Consider the following 24,348-nt stretch of genomic DNA (forward strand, 5'->3'; position numbering starts at 1 on the left):
CTAAAGCAAAGCGTTATTGTTTCGTTTTAGTTTCAATCCCGTCCTAAATATTTAACCAGTTTATTTTTTTACTTGGCATTTTCAGTTCTAGCGTTGAAAATATTAAGGTGGATAAAAGTTCCCATATTTCTGGAGCGATTCTTGGCTATTTGCGCTACTTCGCCATCAAAAAGTTCATCGACCGTTTCCAGCCATAGGTTAATCCATGTGCCAAAGTGAAGTTCATTAATGGTATTGTCAACTTTATTATCTACCTCAATGTGTGCGTGCATTGGGTTTCCGAAGTATTTACGCTTGTAAAGCAGGTTGGTCTCCCAAAAATCGGTCAAAAGCTCCAAATGAGTAGGCCAATCGGTGATAATTCCATTAAAAATAGGCCCAAGAAGTTCGTCCTTGCGCACTTTTCCGTAGAAGGTATGGACCAGCAAAGAAACATCTTCGCGGGTCTCAATTTGTTTGCTCATAATTTTTTACAACAAAGTTATTAAAATTAAGAGTAAGTTGGCTATCAGGCTCACAATCAATAGCCAAAACGCAAGCTTTCTGTTCGAGCCAGCCAATAATGCAGCGTTATACCCCATACAAAGCGAGACACAAATGGTCAGTTCAATACCTGAAAGTAATGAGGTACCTTGTGCCAAGACCGTCATAGCGGCAACAGAGCCAATGCAACTGTTTAAAATAATGGTTAGCGGCACGTACATATAGTAATCGTGTTCAAACTCTTGTTGTAATGATTTTAAGGATAGTGATTTCATTTTATATATTTTTTAGCGCAATAAACGCAAGCCTCAATGCGCAGCTTTAAAAGCATTTCTAACAACAGTGGACTTTTGCTTATTAACATGTTGATTTAATAGTGTAAATTTACAAACAACAACAGGCCTTATTTTATGAGGCAAATCATAAACAGATGATTCCAGAAAAATTGTTATTAAACTTTGGTGCCAGCATTGAAAAGATGGATGCTGCAGAGTTTATTATTACGGAAGGGCAACGGGCAGATTTTTATTTTCAGATTAAAACGGGCGGCGTTAAAATGTACAATCTCAACAACCAAGGAAAGGAATTTGTGCAAGGTCTTTTTTATGATGGCGAAAGTTTTGGCGAGCCACCAATACTTGGGGACTTTAAATATCCAGCTTCGGCAGCAACCGTAAAACCTACAGAACTTTATAAGTTATCAAAAACAAATCTTTATAAATTACTAACCCAAAACCCAGAGGTTAATTTAAAGTTCACCAAGGCTCTTGCCAAAAGACTCTATTATAAAGCCACTATTTTAAAGGAAATTTCAGTACATCCGCCCGAGCACCGAATTTTGGCCTTAATTGACTTTCTAAAGAAAAAATACGGATCCGCAGATCTTTTTCAAGTAGAATTGACCCGACAGCAAATAGCCGATTTAACTGGGCAGCGTGTTGAAACCGTGATTAGAGCAATAAAACAATTGGAACAGGATGGGGAGTTAAAAATAATTAATAGGAAGGTGTTTCGGTAAGACTCCAGACGCCACAAAATTTCTTTATTCCTTTTTTGATTCTTTTTTCATTATTCTAGCTACTTTTGATAATTATCACGCTTACTTCTAACTTTGTACCATGATATCAGTTGTTCTATTAGGTTTCGGAAATGTAAACAGTCATTTATTTAAAGCATTTTCAGGTAGTAATAACATGAAAATAAAACAGGTGTATAACCGAAGTGCTATCAATATAAGCTCGCCTGATGCAACCATTCCCTTTACTACTGAAATTTCTGAAGTTGTAAAAGCAGATGTTTATATTATCGGTATTCCAGATGATGCCATTTCAAATTTTTCAGAGCGCTTAGCTTTTAACGATCGCTTGGTTGTTCACACCTCTGGTGGGGTTTCTATAGACGCACTTTCAAACAAAAACCGACGTGGAGTTTTTTATCCGTTACAAAGTTTTTCAAAACAACGGGAGGTAGATTTTACAGCTATCCCCATTTGTCTTGAAGCCGAAAACAAAGCCGATTTAAACCTATTGCAGAAATTGGCTACGCAGATTTCAAAACATGTTACCGAAATTTCTTCCGAAGAAAGGGCGAAATTGCACCTTGCTGCCGTTTTTGTAAATAATTTTACCAATTACCTATACCGTATGGGTAGCGAAATTCTAAAAGAAGACGATTTATCTTTTAATTTGCTAAAGCCTTTAATTGCGGAAACCGCTTTAAAAATAGAAACGCTTTCGCCAAAAGAAGCCCAAACAGGCCCAGCAAAACGAAAAGATATTAAAACTATTGAAAAACATTTAGGCTTGTTGAACAACCCGAAACACGTAAAATTCTACACAATGTTTACCGAAGCATTAAAAGAAGAATAAAAACCACACTTCAAGAACTCGAATAATTTAAAAGTAAATTAAGTAAGCTAAAACCATAGCTTATTTCTAAAACAAAAAACCAATGCAAACTAAAAACAATTCCTCTGAGGAAAAAAGCTATAAAGAATATCTTAAACACATTTCCACATTTATTTTTGACGTGGACGGCGTACTTACTGACGGTAACATCCAGGTTAACACCAATGGTGAAATGTTCCGAACCATGAACGTAAAAGACGGCTATGGCCTTAAAACTGCTATTGACCAAGGGTTTAACATCTGTATTATTTCGGGTGGATCTAACAACGGCGTTCGTTTGCGACTTCAAAACTTGGGCATTAAAGACGTATTTTTAGGTGCCGATAATAAAACTAAGATCTTGGAAGACTACCTGTCAAAAAACAACATAAAACCCGAGAACACCTTATATATGGGCGATGATCTGCCAGATTATAAAATTATGCAAGAAGTTGGCCTACCCACATGTCCGCAAGATGCCGTTCCGGAAATCAAGGCTATTTCAAAATATGTATCGCATAAAAAAGGGGGCAAAGGCTGCGTTCGTGAAGTAATTGAACAAGTACTGAAAGTACAGGAAAAGTGGATGACGACCGAAAAAGTTAGTGCAAAATATGATTAGTGCTTCTAATTCCTGAAGTAAGAGCCGCTGAAAAAAGCCTTATTTTACTCTAAATAGCTTTTAATTTATGTAGTTTCTTCAAAATTTTAACTCCAAACCTTGAACCCTAAAACTTGAATTTTTTAAACCTCATCCGCTACCAAAACCTGCTGTTTATTGCCTTGGTTCAGGTTTTAATTAAATACGCACTATTTCCGGCATTCAATGTGGATACTAGCTTAAACGCATTAGATTTTGCATTGCTCATTCTAGCCAGTTTATGTATTGCCGCGGCAGGAAATGTTATCAATGATGTTTATGATGTGGCAATTGACAAGGTCAACAAGCCCAAAAAAGTGCTGATTGGGAATAAAATTTCAGAAACCTTTGCCAATCGATTGTACATTATTTTGAACGTGATTGGCGTCGGGGTTGGGTTTTATCTATCAAATAGTATCCAAAAACCAGGCTTTGCAGCTTTATTTATTATAATTTCTGCTTTGCTTTATTTGTATGCTTCCTACCTAAAAAGTGTTTTTCTGGTCGGGAATCTGGTTGTTTCCATTTTAGTGGCAATGAGCTTGCTTATTGTTCCTATTTTTGAACTTTTGCCCGCAATTACTCCAGAGAACCAAGCTTCCCAGACCGTAGGTTTTAAGATTGTTTTAAACTATGCACTCTTCGCGTTTTACATAAACCTGATTCGCGAAATAGTCAAGGATTTAGAAGATATTAATGGCGATAAAAAAGGCGAAATGAACACTTTACCCATTGTTTTAGGTAGAAAAAGAACGGTGAACCTTGTGTTTATCTTAGCGATTCTTGCCGTTTTGGGACTTGTACTTTATATGTATGAAAACCTGTATAACGTCCAATTATTAATGCTGTATTTTCTACTTGCTCTGGTTGCTCCCCTACTCTATTTCTGTATAAAAGCCTGGGATGCCAAACGCCCCAAAGACTACGCCTTTCTTTCTCGGCTTTTAAAAATTATAATGTTTTTCGGAATTTGCGCCCTTGCGTTATATCAATTTGTAATTTTGAAGTAAATCGTTATTACTGCTTAATAGCTTTGAAGTTTCTATTGGTGTAATTCCCAACAAAACTACAACAAAAATTGAGGGTTTTTTATAAAGAATAACATCATCAAAAAATGTTTTCCCAATGAAAATCAAGAAATTAAACCTTTATACATCACAAATTGACGCCCAAAAGAAATTTTATGGCGATACCCTAGGTTTAGAAATAAACCGCTCAACAGAAGCGGAAATTTCTTTTAATGCCGGAAACACAATCCTTAGATTTATAAAGAAATCCAACTTTAAACCCTATCATTTTGCCTTTAATATTTCACCAAACAAAGTAAGTGAAGCTTTGGCGTGGTTGCAGGAACGCGTAAAAATACAAAAGGACGGCGATTATAATGTTGTAGATTTTCCCGCTTGGAATGCGGAATCTATTTATTTTTACGACGCCGATAATAACATTGTGGAGTTTATTGCTCGAAAAAACCTAGCCACGAGAAATTCAAAGCCGTTTACTGCCAATGATATATTGGAAGTCTCCGAAATAGGACTGGCTACTAAAGATTTTAAAGAAAAATATGATTTTCTTACTTCAAAAGTGGGCGTTGCTAAATTTGGTGGCGGAAAAAAAGTGTTTTCGGCGTTGGGCTCTGAAACTGGGCTTTTTATTTTGATTGATATTAATGAGAAGAATTGGTTTCCAACCAACGACACTGCCTTTGCAGCAGACTTTACCGCTGAAATTGAATTGGATGGAGTTCATAAGACCGTGGAGTTTAAAAGTGAATCGGTTTCTTTGGAGGATGGAAACGGTGTGTAAGGGTTAACCACAGAGGCACAGAGTACACAGAGGAATTTTTGACTGGATGTAGCTGGATGGGTTAACCACAGGGGCACAGAGTGCACAGAGGAATTTTTGACTGGATGTAGCTGGATGGGGAAACCACAAAGGCACAGAGTGCACAGAGAAATTTTTGACTGGATGTAGCTGGATGGGGAAACCACAAAGTCACAGAGTACACAGAGGAATTTTTGACTGGATGTAGCTGGATGGGTTAACCACAGAGGCACAGAGTGCACAGAGGAATTTTTGACTGGATGTAACTGGATGGGGAAACCACAGGGGCACAGAGTGCACAGAGGAATTTTTGACTGGATGTAGCTGGATGGGGAAACCACAAAGGCACAGAGTACACCGAGGAATTTTTGACTGGATGTAACTGGATGGGGAAACCACAAAGGCACAGAGTACACCGAGGAATTTTTGACTGGATGTAGCTGGATGGGGAAACCACAGGGGCACAGAGTGCACAGAGGAATTTTTGACTGGAGTGCAGCTGAGTGGGTTAACCACAGAGGCACAGAGTGCACAGAGGAATTTTTGACTGGATGTAGCTGGATGGGGAAACCACAGGGGCACAGCGTGCACAGAGGTATTTTTGACTGGATGTAGCTGGATGGGGAAACCACAAAGGCACAGCGTGCGCAGAGGAATTTCTGACTGGATGTAGCTGGATGGGGGAACCACAAAGGCACAGAATGTACAGAGGGCTTATTGACTAGTATTTGAGAATATTTACCGCAAAGATTGAAGGGCAACAACTATGTTCATGAAAAAATAGTTTTGCCCATAACAGTTAAAAAATAAAGACGCTACCAACACAGCGAGACATATACAAAACCTAAAAAAAAACATGCTAAACGAAAAACTAAAAGACTACAATATAATCCTCGCTTCCGGATCGCCAAGAAGGCAGGATTTTTTTAATAAACTAAATCTAGACTTTAACATTCAGGTAAAATCTGTTGAAGAGATTTATGACCCGAGTTTAAAAGCTGCCGAAATAACAGACTACCTTTCAAAGTTAAAAGCCGCCGCATTTAAAAACCTAAAGGAAAACGACCTACTCATTACTAGCGACACCATAGTTTGGAACGATGGAAAAGCAATGGAAAAGGCAGCAGACTTTAAAGAGGCTAAACAGATGCTTGAAAATTTAAGTGGGAAGATGCATGAGGTAATTACTTCGGTTTGTTTTACATCTAAATATTTTCAAAAAACCGTTCATGACCGTACCAAAGTTTGGTTTAAGGCTCTTTCTGAAGAAGAAATAACGCATTACATAAATACCTACAAGCCTTTTGATAAGGCGGGAAGCTACGGTATTCAAGAGTGGATTGGTTATATTGGCGTAGAAAAAATAGAGGGCTGTTATTTTAACGTAATGGGCCTGCCAACCCGTCTTGTTTACAAAACATTATCTGAGATTGCTGCTGATTAATTTTTTGGTATTTTTACATTAGTGTCCGATTAAAAGAGTGAGAAAATTAGTTGGGTCAAAGATAATAGGTCATTAGAATATTTTTATTTAATGACAGCATGCTATTATACTTAAGATCAAAATTTATCGATTAAAAAGTATGTTTAATCAATTTCATCTAGTTTTCAATCTATTAAAAAGCAAGTCTTACGTCTTATATCTTTAAGCGCAGCGGTCTTAGGTCTTAGTCGGACACGACTAGTATTTTTACGTAAAATGTCTTTGCACAATGGCTTCCTATAAACTTCTTTTCTATCTTAGTTTAATCACGCTTCTTTCAGCTTGTAATTCTTCTGAGGAAAAAAATAGGCAACAACCACTTCAGAAGAAAAAAGAAATAAAGAACGCAGACCCTAGAAATATTTCTACTGTGTTTAAAGACTATTGGTATTCTGGTAAAGCCGAAATAACTTCCTATAACTTACAACAAGAACGTTATGGTGAACTGCGAACGGGAACCGCTGTCACTATTTTTGTTACCGAGAATTTCCTTCCGGAGAAACAAGTTAAAACCAACTCCAATTCAGAAAAAAACATTTCAGTATTAAAATTAAACCAAACAAAAAACTTCAACACTGGCATTTACCCCTACTCTATAATGAATAGTGTGTTTAGCCCTATTACCCATACAAACCATGCGCTAAAACTGAGTACCAGCGTTCAGGAATGGTGTGGGCAAACCTATATGCAACTGAATAATCGGGGTGGTTTTCAGGTTAAATCGCATTCTTATTTTGAAGGGGAAGCCGATCAACAAGTTTCCTTAAAAAAATCTTGGCTTGAAAGTGAACTTTGGAATTTAATAAGAATTAACCCCGATGAATTGCCCACCGGCGACCTGAAAATTATTCCTTCTCTTGAATATTTAAGATTGCAGCATAAGGAAATAAAGCAGTACAATGCTATTGCCAGCTTAAAACGGGACGACTCTATTTCCGTTTACACTTTGCATTACGAAGACATACCGCGTAAGCTAAATTTGTATTTTAACACTTCGTTTCCACACGAAATTGAAAAATGGGAATCCATTCAGGCAACAGCCCAGAATGACACGGTACAATTGCAGACCATTGCCACAAAATTAAAAAGAATACGAACCGACTATTGGAACCAAAACCGAAATGAGTTTACGCATCTTCGCGATTCGTTGGGTCTGAAATAAGTACAAAAAACGAGATGGTAGATTTTATAACAGAAGGTAAACACAACGCCATTGCTTAATAGAATTAAAATAACCACCATCTTCCTCACGATTATTTTTTTACAATTAAGTATCTTTGAAAGTTTCAGAATAAATAAGCTCTAAAAATCTTTATGAAAAATATATTTTCAAGCCTTCTATTTTTACTTTTCACAATAGTTGCGACCGCACAAACTCCATTAAAACCAACTGCTTCTGAAATTTACCACTCCCTACAAAAACTAAATTTTGTTGGGTCGGCATTGTATATTGCGGCTCATCCAGACGATGAAAACACGCGGCTTATTTCGTATTTAGTGAATGACGTACACGCAAATACGGCCTATCTGTCCCTAACCAGAGGCGATGGCGGACAAAACTTGATTGGCCCCCAATTACGTGAACTTTTAGGAGTTATTAGAACCCAAGAATTGCTGCAAGCGAGAAAAACCGACGGTGGTCAACAATTTTTTACTCGAGCCAATGATTTTGGGTACAGTAAAAACCCAACTGAAACCTTTGACTTTTGGACAAAAGATGAAGTAATGAGCGACGTGGTAAAAACGATTCGAAAATTTAAACCCGATATAATCGTAAACCGCTTTGATCATAGAAGTCCGGGGAGTACACATGGGCACCATACGGCCTCAGCCATGTTGAGCGTAGCGGCTTTTAACTTGGTTGGCGATGCGTCAAAATTTCCAAAATCTGCTACGGAATACGGCACTTGGAATCCGCAGCGCTTATTTTTTAACACCTCTTGGTGGTTTTATGGCAGTAAAGAGAAATTTGATAGCGCAGACAAAAGCAAGCTCGTTTCGGTTGAAACCGGGCGTTATTTTCCCGCACTTGGGCTTTCCAATGGCGAAATAGCTTCATTGAGTAGAAGCATGCACAAATCGCAAGGTTTTGGAAGCACGGGCTCACGAGGAAGTGAAAAAGAATATCTTGAAATTTTAAAGGGCTCTAAACCCCAAAACAACAATCTTTTTGAAGGAATAAACACTTCTTGGTCTAGGCTTGAAGGTGGAGCCAAAATTGGTGCTATCCTCAATAAATTGGAAAGCGATTTCAACTTTAAAAATCCTTCAGAAATGCTTCCGCAGTTGCTAAAAGCATATTCTTTGGTTTCAAATTTAAAAGACCTTCATTGGCGTGAGATTAAACTAAAGCAATTAAAACAGCTTATTTTGGACTGTGGTGGAATTTTTATTGAAGCTGCTTCCGAAGAAAACACAATCAACCCCAAAGAAAACTTTAAAGTAAACATTGAAGCCATTAACCGTGGAAATGGAGCGGTTGTTTTAAATTCCATAAAAACCACCACGGGTAAGACTTTATGGAACCAGTCTGAAACGCTTTCTTTTAACGATGCCAAAACCATTGAAATCACTGTGAATTCTGGAAACCACACCCCCATGTACTCTGCACCGTATTGGTTAAATAAAAAGGGCAGTGTAGGTATGTATGCAGCGCCAGAGCAACTTATTGGTTTACCAGAAACCCCAAGTTTGGAGCAATTGCAGTTTGAGCTTCAAATTGGAACCCAAACAATTTCCATTACAAAAGATATTATTTATAAGTTTAACGACCCCGTAAAAGGTGAGGTGTACAGACCGTTAGAAGTACTTCCTGAAGTTACGGCCGCCATACCTGAAAAGGTTTTAATATTTGCAAACGATGCTGCCAAGAATGTTTCGGTAGTGGTTAAGGCGGGGAAAGCGGATATTTCGGGAAGTGTGAGCCTGCAACACCCAGAAGGCTGGAAAGTGGAGCCCACAAAACAGTTATTTGATCTTGACCGAAAAGGACAGACGCAAACGTACACCTTTACCGTAACCCCACCGAAAAACCAAAGTGAGGGCTATTTAAAAACACGTATAAATGCCGAAGGAAAGATTTTTGACAAGGAGTTAGTTAGCATAGATTATGCTCATATTCCCTATAAAAGTGTGCTCTTACCTTCGGAAGCCAAAATTGTAAAGATTGATATTGAGAAAAAAGGCGAAAACATAGGCTATATAAACGGGGCGGGAGATGCCATTCCTGAGAGTTTAAAGCAAATTGGTTACTCGGTAACATGGATTGATCCTGAAGCTATTTCAGAACAAAACTTGAAGAAATACGATGCTATCGTTGTGGGTATTCGCGCGTACAATACCGTACCACAACTGGAATTTGTGCAACCCATACTCAATAAATACGTTGAAAACGGTGGTACTTTAATCGCTCAATACAATACCAGCCATGCATTGGTAACAAAGAATATTGCACCGTATTCCCTTAAACTATCTCGTGATAGGGTAACCGATGAGTTTTCAAAAGTTAAGCTACTGGCACCAAAAAATCCCTTGTTAAACACGCCCAACAAAATTACCCAAAAAGACTTTAAAGGCTGGGTGCAAGAGCGCGGGCTGTATTTTCCTGATGATTGGGCTAAGGATTTTACCCCAATTTTAGGAATGCATGACAAGGGTGAATCGCAAACCAAAGGCTCCCTTCTTATTGCCCAATACGGAAAAGGATATTATATTTATACCGGCTTGAGTTTTTTCCGGGAGCTACCAGCTGGAGTTCCGGGTGCCTATAGACTCTTTGCTAATATGATTTCGGTGGGGAAATAATTTTGCACATTACTGAATTACTTCCCGTAACTTTGTAAAAGTGCAATTACACCGCCTTTAACTATTTTGAACCGGTAACCTTATACGGAGCGTTACAAATACTGTGGAATAAACAAAATATATAATGAACCAAGAATCACAAAAATTTGTCTGGAAACGAAGTTTTACCTTAGTCCTGCTCGTTAATGCGGTATATATCTATCTGTTTTATTTAATAATGCAAAACTTCGCCTAAATGCAACAGATTGACTGGATTGTTTTAATAGGAACCCTTGTTTTTATTGTTGTTTACGGCACTTGGAAATCGCGACAACAAAAAGATGTAGGCGATTATTTAAAAGGGGGAAGCTCGGCACATTGGTGGACCATTGGCCTAAGTGTTATGGCTACTCAGGCCAGTGCAATTACGTTTCTTTCAACCCCTGGACAAGCTTTTCACGACGGGATGGGCTTTGTACAATTTTATTTTGGGCTGCCTATTGCCATGGTTATTATTTGTTTGGTTTTTATTCCTATCTATCACAAATTAAAGGTTTATACGGCATACGAATATCTTGAAACACGTTTTGATAAAAAAACCCGAACCTTAACTGCCATTCTCTTTTTAATTCAACGCGGGCTAGCATGCGGAATTACCATTTTTGCACCTTCTATTATTCTCTCTGCTGTTTTAGGGTGGAATCTATTTTATTTAAATATAATCATTGGGGTACTTGTAATTATCTATACCGTTAGCGGTGGCACTAGGGCTGTAAGCGTTACACAAAAACAGCAAATGGCGGTTATTTTCTTTGGAATGTTTGTGGCGTTTCTGTTAATAATTAACTACTTACCACTTGATATTACGTTTCTGAAGGCTATAGAAATAGCTGGTGCCAATGGGAAAATGGATATTCTTGATTTTTCTTTTGATTTTGATAACCGATACACTTTCTGGAGTGGAATAATTGGTGGTACTTTTTTGGCGCTTTCTTACTTTGGGACAGATCAAAGTCAGGTGCAGCGCTATTTATCTGGTAGATCTGTAAAGCAAAGCCAAATGGGCTTGATTATGAACGGTATTTTAAAAGTGCCCATGCAGTTCTTTATTTTATTGGTAGGTATTATGGTTTTTGTATTTTATCAATTTAACGCTGCTCCCCTACACTTTAACCCTGCAGCGGTCAATGATGTAAAAAACTCGGAATATGCTTCGGAATACGAAGCGTTGGAAGCACAAAAAAAGGTTTTAGACCATAAGCTTTCCGAATCGCAAATAGCCTTTTCTAAAGCTACTTCACAAATTGAAAAACAAGACTATGCCGCAACAATAAAAAGCTTAAACAAAGGGCAGGATCAATTGCGTGCGCAGTCGGTTAAGGTCATTAAAAAAGCAAATCCAGATGCTGAGACCAATGATAAGGATTATGTTTTTATACATTTTATATTAACCAATCTGCCTCGCGGCCTTATTGGGCTACTCTTAGCGGTAATCTTGAGTGCGGCGATGTCTTCTACAGCCTCGGAGCTCAACGCACTTGGCAGCACTACCACCATTGACCTTTACAAACGCAATGTTCCCGGCAAGCGCGAAAAACATTATGTTGCCGCTTCTCGTGGATTTACCCTTTTATGGGGCCTAATAGCTATTGGCGTAGCTTGTACCGCTAATTTATTTGACAATCTAATTCAGTTGGTCAATATTATTGGGTCTATTTTCTACGGTAATGTACTCGGTATTTTTTTACTCGCCTTTTTTATCAAATACGTACGAAGCAAAGCCGTGTTTATTGCCGCTATAATTACCCAAATTATTATTATTTATTTCTGGTACATTGACCTTATGCCCTACCTATGGTTAAACTTAGTGGGCTGTGCTTTGGTAATGGCTATTGCAATGCTGCTTCAGGTTATATTGCCCAAGAATGGCAAAGGAGAAGCAATGGCTCTAAAAGAAGTATAAAACCAAGTCTCTAATTTCGAAAATAAATCTATTTTATTAGTGCTCCTAGATAATTATTCAATCTAAGGTTTGAATATATTTATCTGCATAGTTGTCTTGGATTACCCAAACTTAAGATTTCATTAATTTCATAGAAGGAAATACCATAAACGGTATGTTGGTATGGTACACAATTTTCTTTATTACTGGTTTAAATAAAAGGTTTTCAAAAAACGATGGTTTGTTTTTGATCATAACCAAGAAGTTGATTTTTTGTTGAATTTGAAACTGCTCAATAGTCTCTACCAGATTCGCATATTCTGCGTTATGCAATACATAACTGTTGTCATTTAAGAAGGCCTCAAATTGCTGCTTTACTTCTTCTTGCTTCTTGTTTAACGCCTTTTTGAACGAAATGTTTAAGATGTTGAGCTCTGCTTCATGATTGGCACAAATAGACTTCACCAATTCTAAATTTTTATTTTTCAAGGAAAATTTAAACTCAGTTGGAAATACCACTTTTTTAGGCTTTTCATAGGTGAAGCCTTCAGGAACTCCAATTACTGGGCAGTTAACCTTTTTAATGGTAAACATTGTATTGGTTCCCAGAAATACTTCACGCGCACCGGTAGCACCTTTTGTCCCCATTACTACTAAATCTATATTGCGTTCCTTTATTACCGCCTCAATTTCTTGGGTTAATAAGTTAAAGGAAGCCGATCTTAAAAAAGTATGTTTTGGGTTGTTAAACTTTGCTATCAAACCTTCTTCAATCTTTGCCAACCTATTTTCTGAAGTTCTACGGGTGAGCTCTTCTAACATTAAACTTGAATGACCATCAGCAAACGTTGACATACTGTATGAAACAGGTGTAAAAGTATTTAATAAATGAAAGGTGCAATCTTCATTCTCAAAAAGCTGTACAGCATATTCTATCGCGTTATACGCATTTTTGGAAAAATCTGTAGGAAGTAAAATATTTTTCATTTCTATGAAAATTAAGTTAGTACTCTTAATAGGTCTGTAAGATAAGGTTTAGAGATAAATTCAGCTACATTATAAAAGGCTAATTTAAGTGATAAACTAAATTCATACAATGATATTTAGCATAACTTCTAAATTTAAAAAAATCTGTTTACAGCCGTTCAGAAAAAGTTAGAAAATTTCTCTTGTTATTCCCCTTTTCAAAAGAATTGAGAAAGTAATTGCCGAAAACTCAGTTCTCGCAATAATTTCACATCAGCACATACCGTCAAGAGAATTAGTTGTTTACATTAAGTAGCAAAAAACAATCAAGATTATAATTGTATTGCCTAAAGGTTTCTCTAATTTTGTAGTTAAAATAACTAAAATGGCACAAATAGGTTTAGTTCTCTCTGGTGGAGGAGCTCGAGGAGCCGCCCATATTGGGGCTTTAAAAGCATTTGAGGAATATAATATAGAACCTACATATGTTTCTGGCACTAGTGTTGGAGCCATTGTTGGCGCACTCTATGCCGGTGGCGTGCATTGGAGCGAAATATTGAATTTCTTTAAAGACACCTCCATTTTCCATACCAAACGATATGCCTTCAACAAACCTGGATTTTTAGATACTGAAAAATTCTATGACGATTTAAAGGTGTTTTTTCCAAGGGATAATTTTGATGTACTGGAAAAAAACTTGTCTATTACTGCCACCAACGTAATTGACGGCAAGTTAAAAATATTTAACGAAGGGCAACTAATTAAGCCCGTAATCGCTTCTGCTTCATTCCCAGGGGTTTTCACACCTACCGAAATCAATGGTTCGTATTATATAGATGGTGGGATATTAAATAATTTCCCAATAGAACCGCTACAAAAACCTTGTGATAAAATAATAGGTGTCTTTATAAATGGCCTAAAGAAAATAAGCGTTAAAGACTTAAAACACTCCTTTTCCGTTGCAGATAGGGCTTTAAAAATAAGAGCAGCTTCCGAATCTATTTCGAAGTTTTCGGCCTGCGATTTATTAATCTCTCCGAAAGGATTAGGCGAATACGCCACTTTTGGCATGGGCAATATAGATGCTATTTTTGAATTGGGGTACGTTACCGCAATAAAAGCAATTCAAGAAAAAACAGATTTCCTTAAATAAGTGAAACTAACGCAAACTCTCCTTAAGCTTCAATATCAAGCTGAATTGGGCAATGATCAGAGCCGTAATAGTCTGAAAGTATTTCAACACCATTAACGTTTTGCATCAACTCATTTCCAACTAAAAAATAGTCTATTCGCCAGCCTGTATTCCGTTCTCTAGACTTAAACCTATAGCTCCAAAAAGTATAAGCAACTTTCTCTGGATAAAAATAGCGGTAGGAATCTACAAAACCTGAATCGAGCAAATTATCCATTCCATCAATTTCTACTTGGGTATAACCAGCCGTTTTATTGTAGTTAGATTTATCGTTTTTAAGGTCGATAGCCTGGTGGGCAACGTTTAGATCGCCACAAAGAATAACAGGCTTTTTCTTTTTTAGATTAGTTAGATAATTGCGAAAATCTACGTCCCATTTTTTTCTGTAATCAAGGCGCACCAGTTCTCTTCCCGAATTGGGAACGTAAGCATTGACCAAGTAAAAATTATCGTATTCCAAACACAGTATTCGCCCCTCGGTGTCGTGCTCTTCAACGCCCATATCGCGAGTGACCGATATAGGTTTAATCTTACTTAAAATGGCTACTCCCGAATATCCTTTTCGCTCTGCCGAATTGTAATATTGATGGTACTCATCTAATTTGGCTAAGGCTTTTTCAACTTCGTCATCTTGTGCCTTGGTCTCTTGAAGGCAAAGTATGTACGGATCTAGTTCTGAAATATCCTTAAAAAAGTCTTTTTTGGTTATCGCTCGTATGCCGTTTATATTCCAAGAGATTAGTTTCATGATGCATCTGGTTTTTGTCTATTATAGTTAGCCTCCATAGGTTTTTTCATCACCTCAAAGCAGTACTTACAACGGAATATTTCCGTGTTTTCTGTCTGGGCGTGTAATATCTTTGGTTTCCAACATTGCAAAGGCTTTTAATAATTTTCGGCGTGTTTCGCGGGGTTGAATCACTTCATCAATAAACCCACGTTGTGCAGCTTTAAACGGGTTGGCAAACTTTTCGGCATATTCAGCTTCTTTTTCTGACAGCTTTAGCTCTGGATTATCAGCCGCGGCAATTTCTTTTCTAAATATAATTTCACTTGCACCCTTTGCTCCCATCACGGCAATTTCGGCAGTGGGCCACGCAAAATTCATATCGGCACCAATGTGCTTGCTGTTCATTACATCATACGCGCCACCATAAGCTTTTCGCGTAATGACCGTAACTCGCGGCACACTTGCTTCACTTAAAGCATACAACAGTTTAGCCCCGTTGAGAATAATGCCATTCCATTCTTGGTCTGTCCCCGGTAAAAAGCCCGGTACATCTACCAAAACCAAAAGTGGAATATTAAAGCAATCGCAGAAACGCGTAAATCGCGCTCCTTTTTTAGAGCTATCTACATCTAAAACACCCGCCAAACTCATGGGTTGATTGGCTACAATCCCAATACTTCTGCCCCCTATGCGCGCAAAACCAACAATTATATTATCTGCATAATCTTTATGTACTTCAAAAAAGGAATCTTCGTCTATAATTCCTTTTATAACATCGTGCATGTCATAAGGCTTATTGGCTGAATCTGGGACAATGGTTTCCAATTCATCCCGAAACTCTTCCGCAGCTTCAAAAGGGAGATTCTCGGCAGTGGTTTTATTATTTTGGGGAAGATAGCTGAGCAGGGTTTTAATTTGCTCCAAACACACAATATCATTAGATGCCGTAAAATGCGTTACCCCACTTTTAGAGGCGTGAGTTTTGGCACCTCCCAATTCTTCTGAAGTAACGTTTTCATTGGTTACTGTTTTTACTACGTTAGGACCAGTAACGAACATATAGCTACTGTCTTCCACCATCATTGTAAAATCTGTCATTGCTGGCGAATACACAGCTCCACCGGCACATGGCCCCATAATGGCAGAGATCTGCGGAATTACTCCTGAAGCCTGAACGTTTCGGTAGAAAATATCGGCATATCCACCCAAGGAACGAACGCCTTCCTGAATTCGAGCTCCGCCAGAATCGTTTAGACCAATTAAAGGCGCACCAACACGTACGGCATGATCCATGATTTTACATATTTTTTCAGCATGAGTTTCGGATAACGCCCCTCCAAAAACCGTAAAATCCTGAGCAAAAACATATACCAAACGCCCGTCTATCGTTCCGTAGCCCGTAACAACCCCATCACCATAATACACTTGTTTTTGCATATCAAAATCGGTGGTTCTATGGGTAACGAGAATACCCATTTCTTCAAAGGAGCCTTCATCTAAAAGGTATTCTACACGTTCGCGAGCGGTAAGTTTTTTCTTTTCGTGTTGTTTCGCAATTCGTTTTTCTCCGCCGCCCTTTTTTGCTTCGGAAATTATTTCTTGCAGTTTTTTATTATTGTCGGTCATAAATGTGTTTGTTTCTCTGCTTTCGCTGCAATAAAAACTTTCATCGCAGGAACGCAAAGTATTTACTTCGGTAGTCGAAGTTTTTCTGAATCTTTTATATAGTGTTGCAATGCAAAAAGGGCCGCTATTTTAGCCTCCTCTTTATTAATTTCCAATAGCTTATCTTCGGAATAGTATTTCTTTACAAAATTAGTATCGAAATCTCCACTTCGGAAAGCTTCGTGTTCAAAGACAAATTTTCCAAAGGAAAGGGTTGTACTTACTCCCTCAATATCATAACCCTGGATAGCATCCAACATAATCTGCATGGCCTCGTTTCTGGTTTTTCCGTAGGTAATCAGTTTCGAGAGCATCGGGTCGTATTGAATAGGCACTTGCATTCCTTCTGTAAATCCATCATCTACACGAATATTATCACCGCTTGGCGGACGGTAAACCTCTAGATTACCAACGCTTGGCATAAAGTTGTTTAAAGGGTCTTCGGCATAAACGCGAAGTTCAAAAGCGTGGCCGTTAATGTTTAAGTCTTCTTGAGCAAAGGCTAACTTTTCATTATTGGCAATTTTTATTTGCTCCGCCACCAAGTCTAATCCTACAATAAATTCGGTAACTGGGTGTTCCACTTGAAGGCGTGTGTTCATTTCAAGGAAGTAGAAATTGTGGTTTTCATCTAAGAGAAACTCTACTGTGCCGGCGCCCACATAATCGCAAGCTTTTGCCACTTTTATAGCGGCTTCTCCCATCTTTTTTCGCAATTGGGGAGTCAAGACTGCCGATGGTGCCTCTTCCACAACTTTTTGATGGCGGCGTTGAATACTACATTCTCGTTCAAAAAGATGAACCGTATTTCCAAAATTATCTGCTAATACTTGAATTTCGATGTGTCGTGGCGAAGTGACAAACTTTTCAATAAAAACCGCCCCATCACCAAAAGCATTTTCAGCTTCACTAATTGCGCGTTTCATTTGTTCTTCAAATTCATCGGAGTTTTCAACAATTCGCATTCCTTTTCCACCGCCGCCAGCTGATGCTTTTATAAGAATTGGAAAACCTATTTTCTTGGCAATTTCTTTTGCAGCAGGCACATCTGTAATAGCTTCATCGGTACCGGGAACCATCGGGATATCGTATGCTTTTACCGCCTCCTTGGCAGCAAGCTTGCTTCCCATTACACGAATGGCATGCGATCTTGGACCAATGAAAATCATTCCACTTTTCGCTACACTTTCTCCAAAGTCGGCATTTTCGCTTAAAAATCCATATCCAGGATGAATGGCATCAACACCAAGGTCTTTAGCAACCTTTATTATTTTATCACCTAATAAATACGATTGATTTGAAGGTGGTGGACCAATGCAAACCGCTTGATCTGCAAATTTTACATGGGGCGCGTCCCGATCTGCTTCCGAATAAACAGCAACCGTTTTAACACCCATATTTCGGGCGGTTTTCATTATCCGTAGCGCGATTTCGCCACGATTGGCGATCAGTATTTTTTTAATCATTTTTTTCTAATTCAATTAGCAGCTTTCCTTTCTCAACCGTTTCACCCTTAGTAATATTTACAGATTTCACAATTCCGTCTCGAGGTGCAGTCAAGGTGTTTTCCATTTTCATTGCTTCTAAAACACAAAGAAAATCGCCTTGTTTTATGGTATCGCCTTCTGAAACATTTACTTCCAAAATTAATCCCGGCATTGGGGCGTTAATCTCGTCTTCAACGGAAGCATTGCCAAGCGAAAGCCCCATTTCAGCAATAAGGGCATCAAGTTGGTTTTCTATACGCACTTGATATCGATTGCCATTTATTGATACGGTGTAACTCCTTTTTTCAAAATTTGACACAAGAGTTTCAACCTCAACCGACTTGTTATTATAGACGATATTGGATTTGTTCTTCTCGGAAATAACATCGAGTTTCTCCAAGTCTTTCGCGTTCAATGAAAATTCAAAGTTCTCATTGACAATCGCATTATATTTTTCTTCCATAAACAGAAATTTTGATAAAGGTAATATTTGTGGAAAGATTATGCCAATAGTCGCGGCTTATATCTATAAAAGAGATGTGAAAAAAATTATTTTTAATACTTTAATTCATTAACACCCCACAAAGATGAACGACCACTTCGGTAAATGACTTAAGACTTGCCTAACGTGCATTTGCAGGCAGACGAACGACAACAACCTGATAATTAAGACACTCCAGTTTCATATACTTTAAAAACGCTTATTTTTTAGATTTCGGCTTTGATTTTGGTTTCGGCTTAGACTTTTTACTCTGAAGTTTTGCAATCCATTTTGGCCTCAACTTATCTCTAACCTTACTTAAGGCAAGCCGAAGTGCACCAATTCGAGTTTCCAAATCTGTATTCGGGTTGTAGGTTGAAACGTCTATGTCGGCAACACTGCTAAGGGCTTGGGTTAAAAAATCGAGATGCTCTAACTCTGCAGCTTTTTTTGCCGCTGAGCCCGCTTTTTGCCATATTTTCTTAAAGTTTTGGGTAACTTCATCCCATTTTGATTCCATTACCTCGTCTTCAACCACCAAAAGCAAGCATAGGTCAATATTTAATGCCGCTATCAAATCCCAATAGTCTAAATCTTCATTTTTAGACTTTTCCTCCAGCTTTTCTTGAAGCTTATTCAAGGTTTGTTTGGCTTCGGAAAAGGTTCTTAACTCATACTTTTTCTTATCAACCGTAAAGTGACCTCCATCGGTTATAACCTCATTAAAAACCAACAAACTAGCAAGTTCTATGGCGTTGACAAGGGAATAGGTTTTATTCAAATTAAAATCATTGACAAAAGCTTGTTCGTAATGCGAAATTGCAACTTTATAGGCTTTGACACGTTTTTTGGCGTCTGGAGCCAACATAGACAGACGCTTATAAACACCTCCTAAAAGGTTATGCCGCTCTGCTGTTTCACCAGAATAAAGTAAAACTTCAAGATCATCAATTACCCGCTCGGTATTTTTATAGGCTTCTTTTTTAGAAACAACAGCTGTCTTTTCAGTATCAAAAACTTCTCTAATGTATTGTTTTGCTCGTGTGGCGCAATATTTCTCCATACAGGAAAAGGAAAAGTCTGCATTTTCCATTTCTAATAGTTCTTCATATTTAGCGATAGCTTTGACATATATGGCAAGTTCCTGATAAATTTTTGCTACGCGCTCTATTATTTGTGGGGTTCTTTCAACATCTCTATCTACCGCAGTCATTATAGTATTTAGTTCGGCTAAATGATCTTTTTCACCGCTGGTTGCCATTTGTAATTGGTTGAGTAGGTTATCCAGGTCAATTTCGGCCTCTTGTGGTACAATATAGCTTGGCATCCAGGTTGATTTTTCCGCAGTGATACCTTTTAGCTTAAAGAAAGGGTCTCCATAGCACTGATAGGCGCCCCATGTGTTATTACCCTGGTGTTTTTCGTAAATATAATTTCGCGCGTTTGTAACCGCATCTCCAAAATTGTCTCCAGAGAACATGCTGTTATAAAAAACCTGAGCAAAATCTAATGCCGCAGTGTCATTTACTGCCCATCCGGCTGCAATTACGGCTTTTACTCCTATACGGATTAATTGTGTACCAATATTTGCTGCCAATTTATAACGGTCTTGATAAAATTTTTCATCTTCAGAATTGGTATAGCCCAAATGACAGCAATTCACAAAAACAAGTTCGGGTACTACTGGCATTTGTTCTATTTCAAATACGGTAAGAAAAATATCCTTCCCGATAACCATCCCTGATTTTCTTGGGGAATCTGGATTAAATACTCCGTGACCGGCTAGGTGAATGATTGTATAATCGTTGCAGAAAAAGTTTTTAACGATATTTTCAGGCTGTGTTCCTATTAAATGAACTGTTGGGTACCCAATGTTTTCCAAGGTGTCTTTAACCATCATTCCCTCTTCCCTTGCTCCTGGTAATTGAGAAATATACCCGTCTAGAATAGGATCTGCAACAACCAAGGCTCCTTTTTCTGCCACGCGTTTAATGTTTATTCTGTAGTCCTTAGTAGATAGTTGCCGTATCATTCCGGCATTTATGCAAAGCGGTTTGGCATTGGTTGTATTGTCCTGAAGCAACTCCCATGGGTAGGAAGCCGTATTAGCATCGAGTATCCACGAGATATTCCCTTTGCGTTTAAGTTTGTCTTTTAGGTTATTCGGAATCAATAACTCGAAAAGTGTTTTTGCTGTACATGCAGACCATTGATTACTACTGGACACTTCTTGAATAAAGAGATCTATCAAAGGCGTACTGCTATACAGCTCATTTTCCTCTTCTCTAGAATCGCCCGTTGACGAACCAAACACCATGCTTGAAGGCATTCCAGTTTGAGTATTGGCAGGTTTGTGCCTTACCGTTATTCTATTCCACCAATCTTCTGAGTTATCAAGTGGCGTTCGTTTTTTTATACCCAGTAAGTTTTTGATTCGCTTATTGCCAACAATAATATTATAGGTTGCATTTTCTTTATTAGCAATTTTGTTGAGTACATACATACAATTTAAGGCTCTACTTGCGTAAAGCTCTACAATTTCAATGTTCTGAACGCTACTATAACCGCCGTCTCCCAGCAGTTTTATTTTTTCATTGGCACGATTTACACCATTAATTATTGCCTTAAGGGAGCCTTCTACCGAAAGGCCACCATACCCCGATGCCACGATTAAAGAAGAAACCCCTATACCTTTTTTTGGTACTTCCTTCCCACGCATAATTATCAGGTAATTTAGCACGCCTTGCTCAACCGATTTTGAAAGTTGAAACGATGTAAGTTGGTCTGGTTCGCCCAAGCCTACAATAATGGCGCCTTCAAAATCGCTTTCCTTCATATTTCCGAAAAAAGAATTAGTACCGATCTCACCGGGATATAGCCCCAATCTATGTTTAGCAGTTAGACTGCCGTTTAGGTAATTGTCTATGGACTTTTCGGCATAAAGCACGCCGTCGTTTAAAAAATGCCCCGCGATTATGGGGTATTCCGAATAGCGCAGATCGCCATTGCTCACAGTTACGCTAACGGGCATTTGGCTACCTACTGGTTCGCCTTTATCTGGGAGTCCAAAAATGGTTTTTTCCAATCCGTTTTGAGAAAGGTCAAAATCAATATCAGGTTCTGCTCTAAATATTTTTGTTTCGCCCCGCAATAAAGGTTTTGTGTTTCTGAGTAACTTGGTTTTTCCTGTTGTGAGAATTTCCCCTATGGCATTGAACAAATCGGGCTCATTGGCCAAAGCGCCATGGGTTACCTGTGAATAGTAAACAGCATTTGCCTTTTTAAGCTGTTTGGGAATGCCAGAGGCCCAAGTTACACTTTGATCTCCTTCACTGGTGTATAGAAAATACAGGTGTTTTTTAGGTTTTATATCATCTAAATAATATCCGCAGGGCGTCATTTTATCTTTTCCCGCTATATAAACCATGTTTTCGTAATCAATCTGGTCTCTTTTTTCCAAAATATTATCGCGGTAGGCCTTAAAATTGTCTAAAGCTGACTGATGCGGTAAGGGCCAATCTGGCTTACCGAAATAATCTCTCATATTCTCCCAAGTTTCCATTTTAGCAAAATCGTTTTTCGGATCGGTGGTTAATGGCAGCAATGATAAGATGCCTGGAAATTTAGAAAACATTTTAAGCAGCGTTTCTTTGGTGTGAAAAAGATCCAACTTGCTCAGTTTTTGAATTATGGCATCTTCTCCAAATAAAACGGAGGGAATTCTAAACGAACCACCAAGTGGCGACCCAAGAAAGAGCAATCTAAACCCATTTGAAGCCTTTAATTCTGCCCAAGTTTCGTCATGGCCCAGAATAAAATCGCGAACCAAAAGCCCGCCCATGGAATGCCCGATAATCTTTATGGGCTGTCCTACTTCTAATAGACTTTTCATTTTTAAATTGAAATCATTGGCACATTCGGGCAATGGTTTACGCCAGTCAAACGGATATACAACCACATCGTAGTTGCCTGACAACCATTTGTACAGTTTGTAATAAGAAGTTTTCACTACGGAATCGGCAACAATTTTGTTGGCATTGGAGTAGCCTAATTTAATTAATCCTCCGGTTAAGATGCGGCCATAATGAAGCCAAATTTCCTTGTCTTTTTGCGTAAGATTTGAACCCATAATCCCTGGCAATAGCACCACAATAGGCTTGGTGCCTGAAGGTGGCGATGTGGAAGGATACAGCTCGCCATACTCAATAAGCGCCCTGTCACTGCCAGGTATTTCATATTGCGGAATTGATTTAAAGCCCGGAATTGCCTTGCCTTCTGCGGTTTTAAGTGCAAGATCTATCGCTTCTCTAGTTTTTATGTTTTCAAAATAGGAAACATGGTTTACCCCCGCACCCTGAGCAAAGAAATACTGAATATTATTCCTTCGTCTTGCGCCCAGATACATAGAATCTGTATTTACAACCAAATCATTACGCTGCCAGTAAAACAGTTTTCCCAAGATTACGAAAAGCCCTTGTCCCGAAAAACTCACTTTTCCATTTCCTGAAATTACCGCCAACGGATCGCCGTTAATAGCGGTTTTAGGGGAAGGGTCGTTTAAAATTTTAATAAATGCCGATTCGGGTCTTTGTGCCTCCAATCCGGGAAGTACATTTACATCTTCCTTCCCTTTTACCGCTGCCGAAAGCAATTCTTTTAAAATATCACCAAATGGCCCACCTGCAATAAAAATTAAATTCAGAAATACATTTAGTATATGATCCAATCTTTTTGAAGCCAGTTTGGTCCCGGCGGCAGGACAACCAACCCGTATAAACTTAGCAACTGTTATCCTTTTTTCTTTAAAAATTTTATTGAGCGCCTCAATATTTTCAACATCTTCATCTCTGCCTTCTTTTTCAAGCAATGCAATATGGTCGCTGTTAAAACCTAGCGAAGTTTCATCATTAGTTTTACTATATTTATTGAGGATATCGCCTACAATTCCACCCCTAGAATGGGTTAACAGATGCACTACGGAATTATCTGGAAGCATTTTGGCAAGTTTCACGGCATTTTCCAATGGACTTTCAGAAAGGGTTTTATGCTGAAAGGCAAGAATGTTTTTCGCATAGATTTGATGTAGGCTGTTCCATGCCGGTGCTGCTTTTAAATCTTGAAACGCGCCGAAGGTATCTGAGTTTGTACCGTGAATAAATAGGAAAAATGGATGTTTGGAAGGCTTGCCGTCAAAAGTTCCAAAGTTAAAATCTCTATCTACCGTAAACAATGCAGCACCAGGGTCTAAGTATTTTTTTGGTATTAAATCGAAATCAACTTTGTGCTTTAAATGTTTCTCGTCCAGTTTTTTTGCTAAGGCGGCTACTCCAGATCCAACAGCCTTTTTCGCAAATACTCTTAAGAGTTTGAGGGCTATTTTACCAATAACTCCTCTTTCTGTAGCTGGGGCGTCGAGCGAATCGGGGAGCACAAATTCATTTGGCTGTGCTGCACGTGTTCCGGGAGGTTTGATTGCTGGGTCTAGTTCAGGAAAAAGTTCGTGCATGGTAGATGCATCACACATCCAAGAGGTGCCATCATCGAGAACAAACTCTAATAACGAGTCATTTTTGGCTAACTGAATTTCGTGTTGATTGGAAACATCTCTATTGCTGGATTGTAAATTATAGACAACAGCGCCCTCTTCATCCGTTTGCTTTTCACCATAAACTACAAGTTTTTTAATAGGTTCCATAGTATCGAGTATTGGGTTATTTTATAAAATAAATACGTTTTTCTTGCCAGGAATTTTAGGATTCGAGTATATTAAACTCAAATACAAGAGT

General features: G+C 38.4%; 18 protein-coding genes. 10 read left to right on the plus strand and 8 right to left on the minus strand.

What is annotated here, in order from left to right:
* Nucleotides 1-68: 68 nt before the first annotated feature.
* Both QPK98_RS10380 and QPK98_RS10385 read right to left on the minus strand, forming a co-directional pair.
* A complete protein-coding gene (locus QPK98_RS10380; protein WP_310993243.1) occupies nucleotides 69-464 on the minus strand; it encodes a group III truncated hemoglobin in 396 nt (131 codons plus the stop codon).
* Nucleotides 465-470: 6 nt separating this feature from the next.
* On the minus strand, nucleotides 471-758 hold the full coding sequence (locus QPK98_RS10385; RefSeq protein ID WP_310993244.1) for a hypothetical protein: 288 nt from the start codon (nucleotides 756-758) through the stop codon (nucleotides 471-473).
* Nucleotides 759-913: 155 nt separating this feature from the next.
* Between QPK98_RS10385 and QPK98_RS10390 the strand changes: the two genes are divergently transcribed.
* The 9 genes from QPK98_RS10390 to QPK98_RS10430 all read left to right on the plus strand — a co-directional run bounded on the left by QPK98_RS10390 (nucleotide 914) and on the right by QPK98_RS10430 (nucleotide 12,062).
* Entirely contained in the window at nucleotides 914-1,501 is a 588-nt protein-coding gene (locus tag QPK98_RS10390; RefSeq protein WP_310993245.1) for a Crp/Fnr family transcriptional regulator, read from the plus strand.
* Nucleotides 1,502-1,601: 100 nt separating this feature from the next.
* Complete coding sequence (locus QPK98_RS10395; RefSeq protein ID WP_310993246.1) at nucleotides 1,602-2,351, plus strand: Rossmann-like and DUF2520 domain-containing protein; 750 nt, start codon at nucleotides 1,602-1,604, stop codon at nucleotides 2,349-2,351.
* 82 nt (nucleotides 2,352-2,433) lie between these two features.
* A complete protein-coding gene (locus tag QPK98_RS10400) occupies nucleotides 2,434-2,991 on the plus strand; it encodes a KdsC family phosphatase (protein WP_310993248.1) in 558 nt (185 codons plus the stop codon).
* Between the two features lie 113 nt (nucleotides 2,992-3,104).
* Entirely contained in the window at nucleotides 3,105-4,019 is a 915-nt protein-coding gene (locus tag QPK98_RS10405) for a geranylgeranylglycerol-phosphate geranylgeranyltransferase (protein WP_310993249.1), read from the plus strand.
* A gap of 115 nt (nucleotides 4,020-4,134) precedes the next feature.
* Nucleotides 4,135-4,815, plus strand: a complete 681-nt coding sequence (locus QPK98_RS10410; protein WP_310993250.1) for a VOC family protein — start codon at nucleotides 4,135-4,137, stop codon at nucleotides 4,813-4,815.
* Nucleotides 4,816-5,689: 874 nt separating this feature from the next.
* The gene (locus QPK98_RS10415) at nucleotides 5,690-6,277 is read left to right on the plus strand and encodes a Maf family nucleotide pyrophosphatase (RefSeq protein ID WP_310993251.1); all 588 of its coding nucleotides are present in this window, start codon (nucleotides 5,690-5,692) and stop codon (nucleotides 6,275-6,277) included.
* A 268-nt stretch (nucleotides 6,278-6,545) separates the two neighbouring features.
* Nucleotides 6,546-7,478 (plus strand): septum formation inhibitor Maf, encoded by a 933-nt coding sequence (locus QPK98_RS10420; RefSeq protein ID WP_310993253.1) that lies wholly within the window; start codon nucleotides 6,546-6,548, stop codon nucleotides 7,476-7,478.
* A 152-nt stretch (nucleotides 7,479-7,630) separates the two neighbouring features.
* Nucleotides 7,631-10,120: a PIG-L family deacetylase gene (locus QPK98_RS10425; RefSeq protein ID WP_310993254.1), complete on the plus strand. Its 2,490-nt coding sequence runs from the start codon at nucleotides 7,631-7,633 to the stop codon at nucleotides 10,118-10,120.
* Nucleotides 10,121-10,355: 235 nt separating this feature from the next.
* Nucleotides 10,356-12,062, plus strand: coding sequence for a sodium:solute symporter family protein (locus QPK98_RS10430; RefSeq protein WP_310993255.1), 1,707 nt, complete (start codon nucleotides 10,356-10,358; stop codon nucleotides 12,060-12,062).
* 111 nt (nucleotides 12,063-12,173) lie between these two features.
* Here the strand turns inward: QPK98_RS10430 and QPK98_RS10435 are convergent, their stop codons facing one another.
* The gene (locus tag QPK98_RS10435) at nucleotides 12,174-13,028 is read right to left on the minus strand and encodes a universal stress protein (protein ID WP_310993257.1); all 855 of its coding nucleotides are present in this window, start codon (nucleotides 13,026-13,028) and stop codon (nucleotides 12,174-12,176) included.
* Nucleotides 13,029-13,392: 364 nt separating this feature from the next.
* Between QPK98_RS10435 and QPK98_RS10440 the strand changes: the two genes are divergently transcribed.
* Entirely contained in the window at nucleotides 13,393-14,160 is a 768-nt protein-coding gene (locus tag QPK98_RS10440) for a patatin-like phospholipase family protein (RefSeq protein WP_310993258.1), read from the plus strand.
* A 22-nt stretch (nucleotides 14,161-14,182) separates the two neighbouring features.
* On the opposite strand, the gene QPK98_RS10445 is transcribed toward QPK98_RS10440, so the two are convergent.
* From QPK98_RS10445 to QPK98_RS10465, 5 genes are all read right to left on the minus strand, one after another.
* The gene (locus QPK98_RS10445) at nucleotides 14,183-14,947 is read right to left on the minus strand and encodes an exodeoxyribonuclease III (protein WP_310993260.1); all 765 of its coding nucleotides are present in this window, start codon (nucleotides 14,945-14,947) and stop codon (nucleotides 14,183-14,185) included.
* A gap of 66 nt (nucleotides 14,948-15,013) precedes the next feature.
* A complete protein-coding gene (locus QPK98_RS10450; protein WP_310993261.1) occupies nucleotides 15,014-16,555 on the minus strand; it encodes an acyl-CoA carboxylase subunit beta in 1,542 nt (513 codons plus the stop codon).
* A 62-nt stretch (nucleotides 16,556-16,617) separates the two neighbouring features.
* Nucleotides 16,618-18,057, minus strand: a complete 1,440-nt coding sequence (gene accC / locus QPK98_RS10455) for an acetyl-CoA carboxylase biotin carboxylase subunit (RefSeq protein WP_310993274.1) — start codon at nucleotides 18,055-18,057, stop codon at nucleotides 16,618-16,620.
* Nucleotides 18,053-18,544 (minus strand): acyl-CoA carboxylase biotin carboxyl carrier protein subunit, encoded by a 492-nt coding sequence (locus QPK98_RS10460; RefSeq protein ID WP_310993263.1) that lies wholly within the window; start codon nucleotides 18,542-18,544, stop codon nucleotides 18,053-18,055. The genes accC and QPK98_RS10460 overlap by 5 nt, the downstream gene beginning before the upstream one ends.
* Nucleotides 18,545-18,782: 238 nt before the next feature.
* A complete protein-coding gene (locus QPK98_RS10465; RefSeq protein ID WP_310993265.1) occupies nucleotides 18,783-24,257 on the minus strand; it encodes a CHAT domain-containing protein in 5,475 nt (1,824 codons plus the stop codon).
* Nucleotides 24,258-24,348: the final 91 nt, after the last annotated feature.

The sequence above is a fragment of the Aequorivita marina genome, from assembly GCF_031631895.2.
GTDB classification, from domain to species: domain Bacteria; phylum Bacteroidota; class Bacteroidia; order Flavobacteriales; family Flavobacteriaceae; genus Aequorivita; species Aequorivita marina.

What these genes read in the sequence shown, in the direction of transcription:
- QPK98_RS10380 (WP_310993243.1), bottom strand. Translation starts at nt 464, where the DNA reads ATGAGCAAACAAATTGAGACCCGCGAAGATGTTTCTTTGCTGGTCCAT.
- QPK98_RS10385 (WP_310993244.1), bottom strand. Translation starts at nt 758, where the DNA reads ATGAAATCACTATCCTTAAAATCATTACAACAAGAGTTTGAACACGAT.
- QPK98_RS10390 (WP_310993245.1), top strand. Translation starts at nt 914, where the DNA reads ATGATTCCAGAAAAATTGTTATTAAACTTTGGTGCCAGCATTGAAAAG.
- QPK98_RS10395 (WP_310993246.1), top strand. Translation starts at nt 1,602, where the DNA reads ATGATATCAGTTGTTCTATTAGGTTTCGGAAATGTAAACAGTCATTTA.
- QPK98_RS10400 (WP_310993248.1), top strand. Translation starts at nt 2,434, where the DNA reads ATGCAAACTAAAAACAATTCCTCTGAGGAAAAAAGCTATAAAGAATAT.
- QPK98_RS10410 (WP_310993250.1), top strand. Translation starts at nt 4,135, where the DNA reads ATGAAAATCAAGAAATTAAACCTTTATACATCACAAATTGACGCCCAA.
- QPK98_RS10415 (WP_310993251.1), top strand. Translation starts at nt 5,690, where the DNA reads ATGCTAAACGAAAAACTAAAAGACTACAATATAATCCTCGCTTCCGGA.
- QPK98_RS10420 (WP_310993253.1), top strand. Translation starts at nt 6,546, where the DNA reads ATGGCTTCCTATAAACTTCTTTTCTATCTTAGTTTAATCACGCTTCTT.
- QPK98_RS10425 (WP_310993254.1), top strand. Translation starts at nt 7,631, where the DNA reads ATGAAAAATATATTTTCAAGCCTTCTATTTTTACTTTTCACAATAGTT.
- QPK98_RS10430 (WP_310993255.1), top strand. Translation starts at nt 10,356, where the DNA reads ATGCAACAGATTGACTGGATTGTTTTAATAGGAACCCTTGTTTTTATT.
- QPK98_RS10435 (WP_310993257.1), bottom strand. Translation starts at nt 13,028, where the DNA reads ATGAAAAATATTTTACTTCCTACAGATTTTTCCAAAAATGCGTATAAC.
- QPK98_RS10440 (WP_310993258.1), top strand. Translation starts at nt 13,393, where the DNA reads ATGGCACAAATAGGTTTAGTTCTCTCTGGTGGAGGAGCTCGAGGAGCC.
- QPK98_RS10445 (WP_310993260.1), bottom strand. Translation starts at nt 14,947, where the DNA reads ATGAAACTAATCTCTTGGAATATAAACGGCATACGAGCGATAACCAAA.
- QPK98_RS10450 (WP_310993261.1), bottom strand. Translation starts at nt 16,555, where the DNA reads ATGACCGACAATAATAAAAAACTGCAAGAAATAATTTCCGAAGCAAAA.
- QPK98_RS10460 (WP_310993263.1), bottom strand. Translation starts at nt 18,544, where the DNA reads ATGGAAGAAAAATATAATGCGATTGTCAATGAGAACTTTGAATTTTCA.
- QPK98_RS10465 (WP_310993265.1), bottom strand. Translation starts at nt 24,257, where the DNA reads ATGGAACCTATTAAAAAACTTGTAGTTTATGGTGAAAAGCAAACGGAT.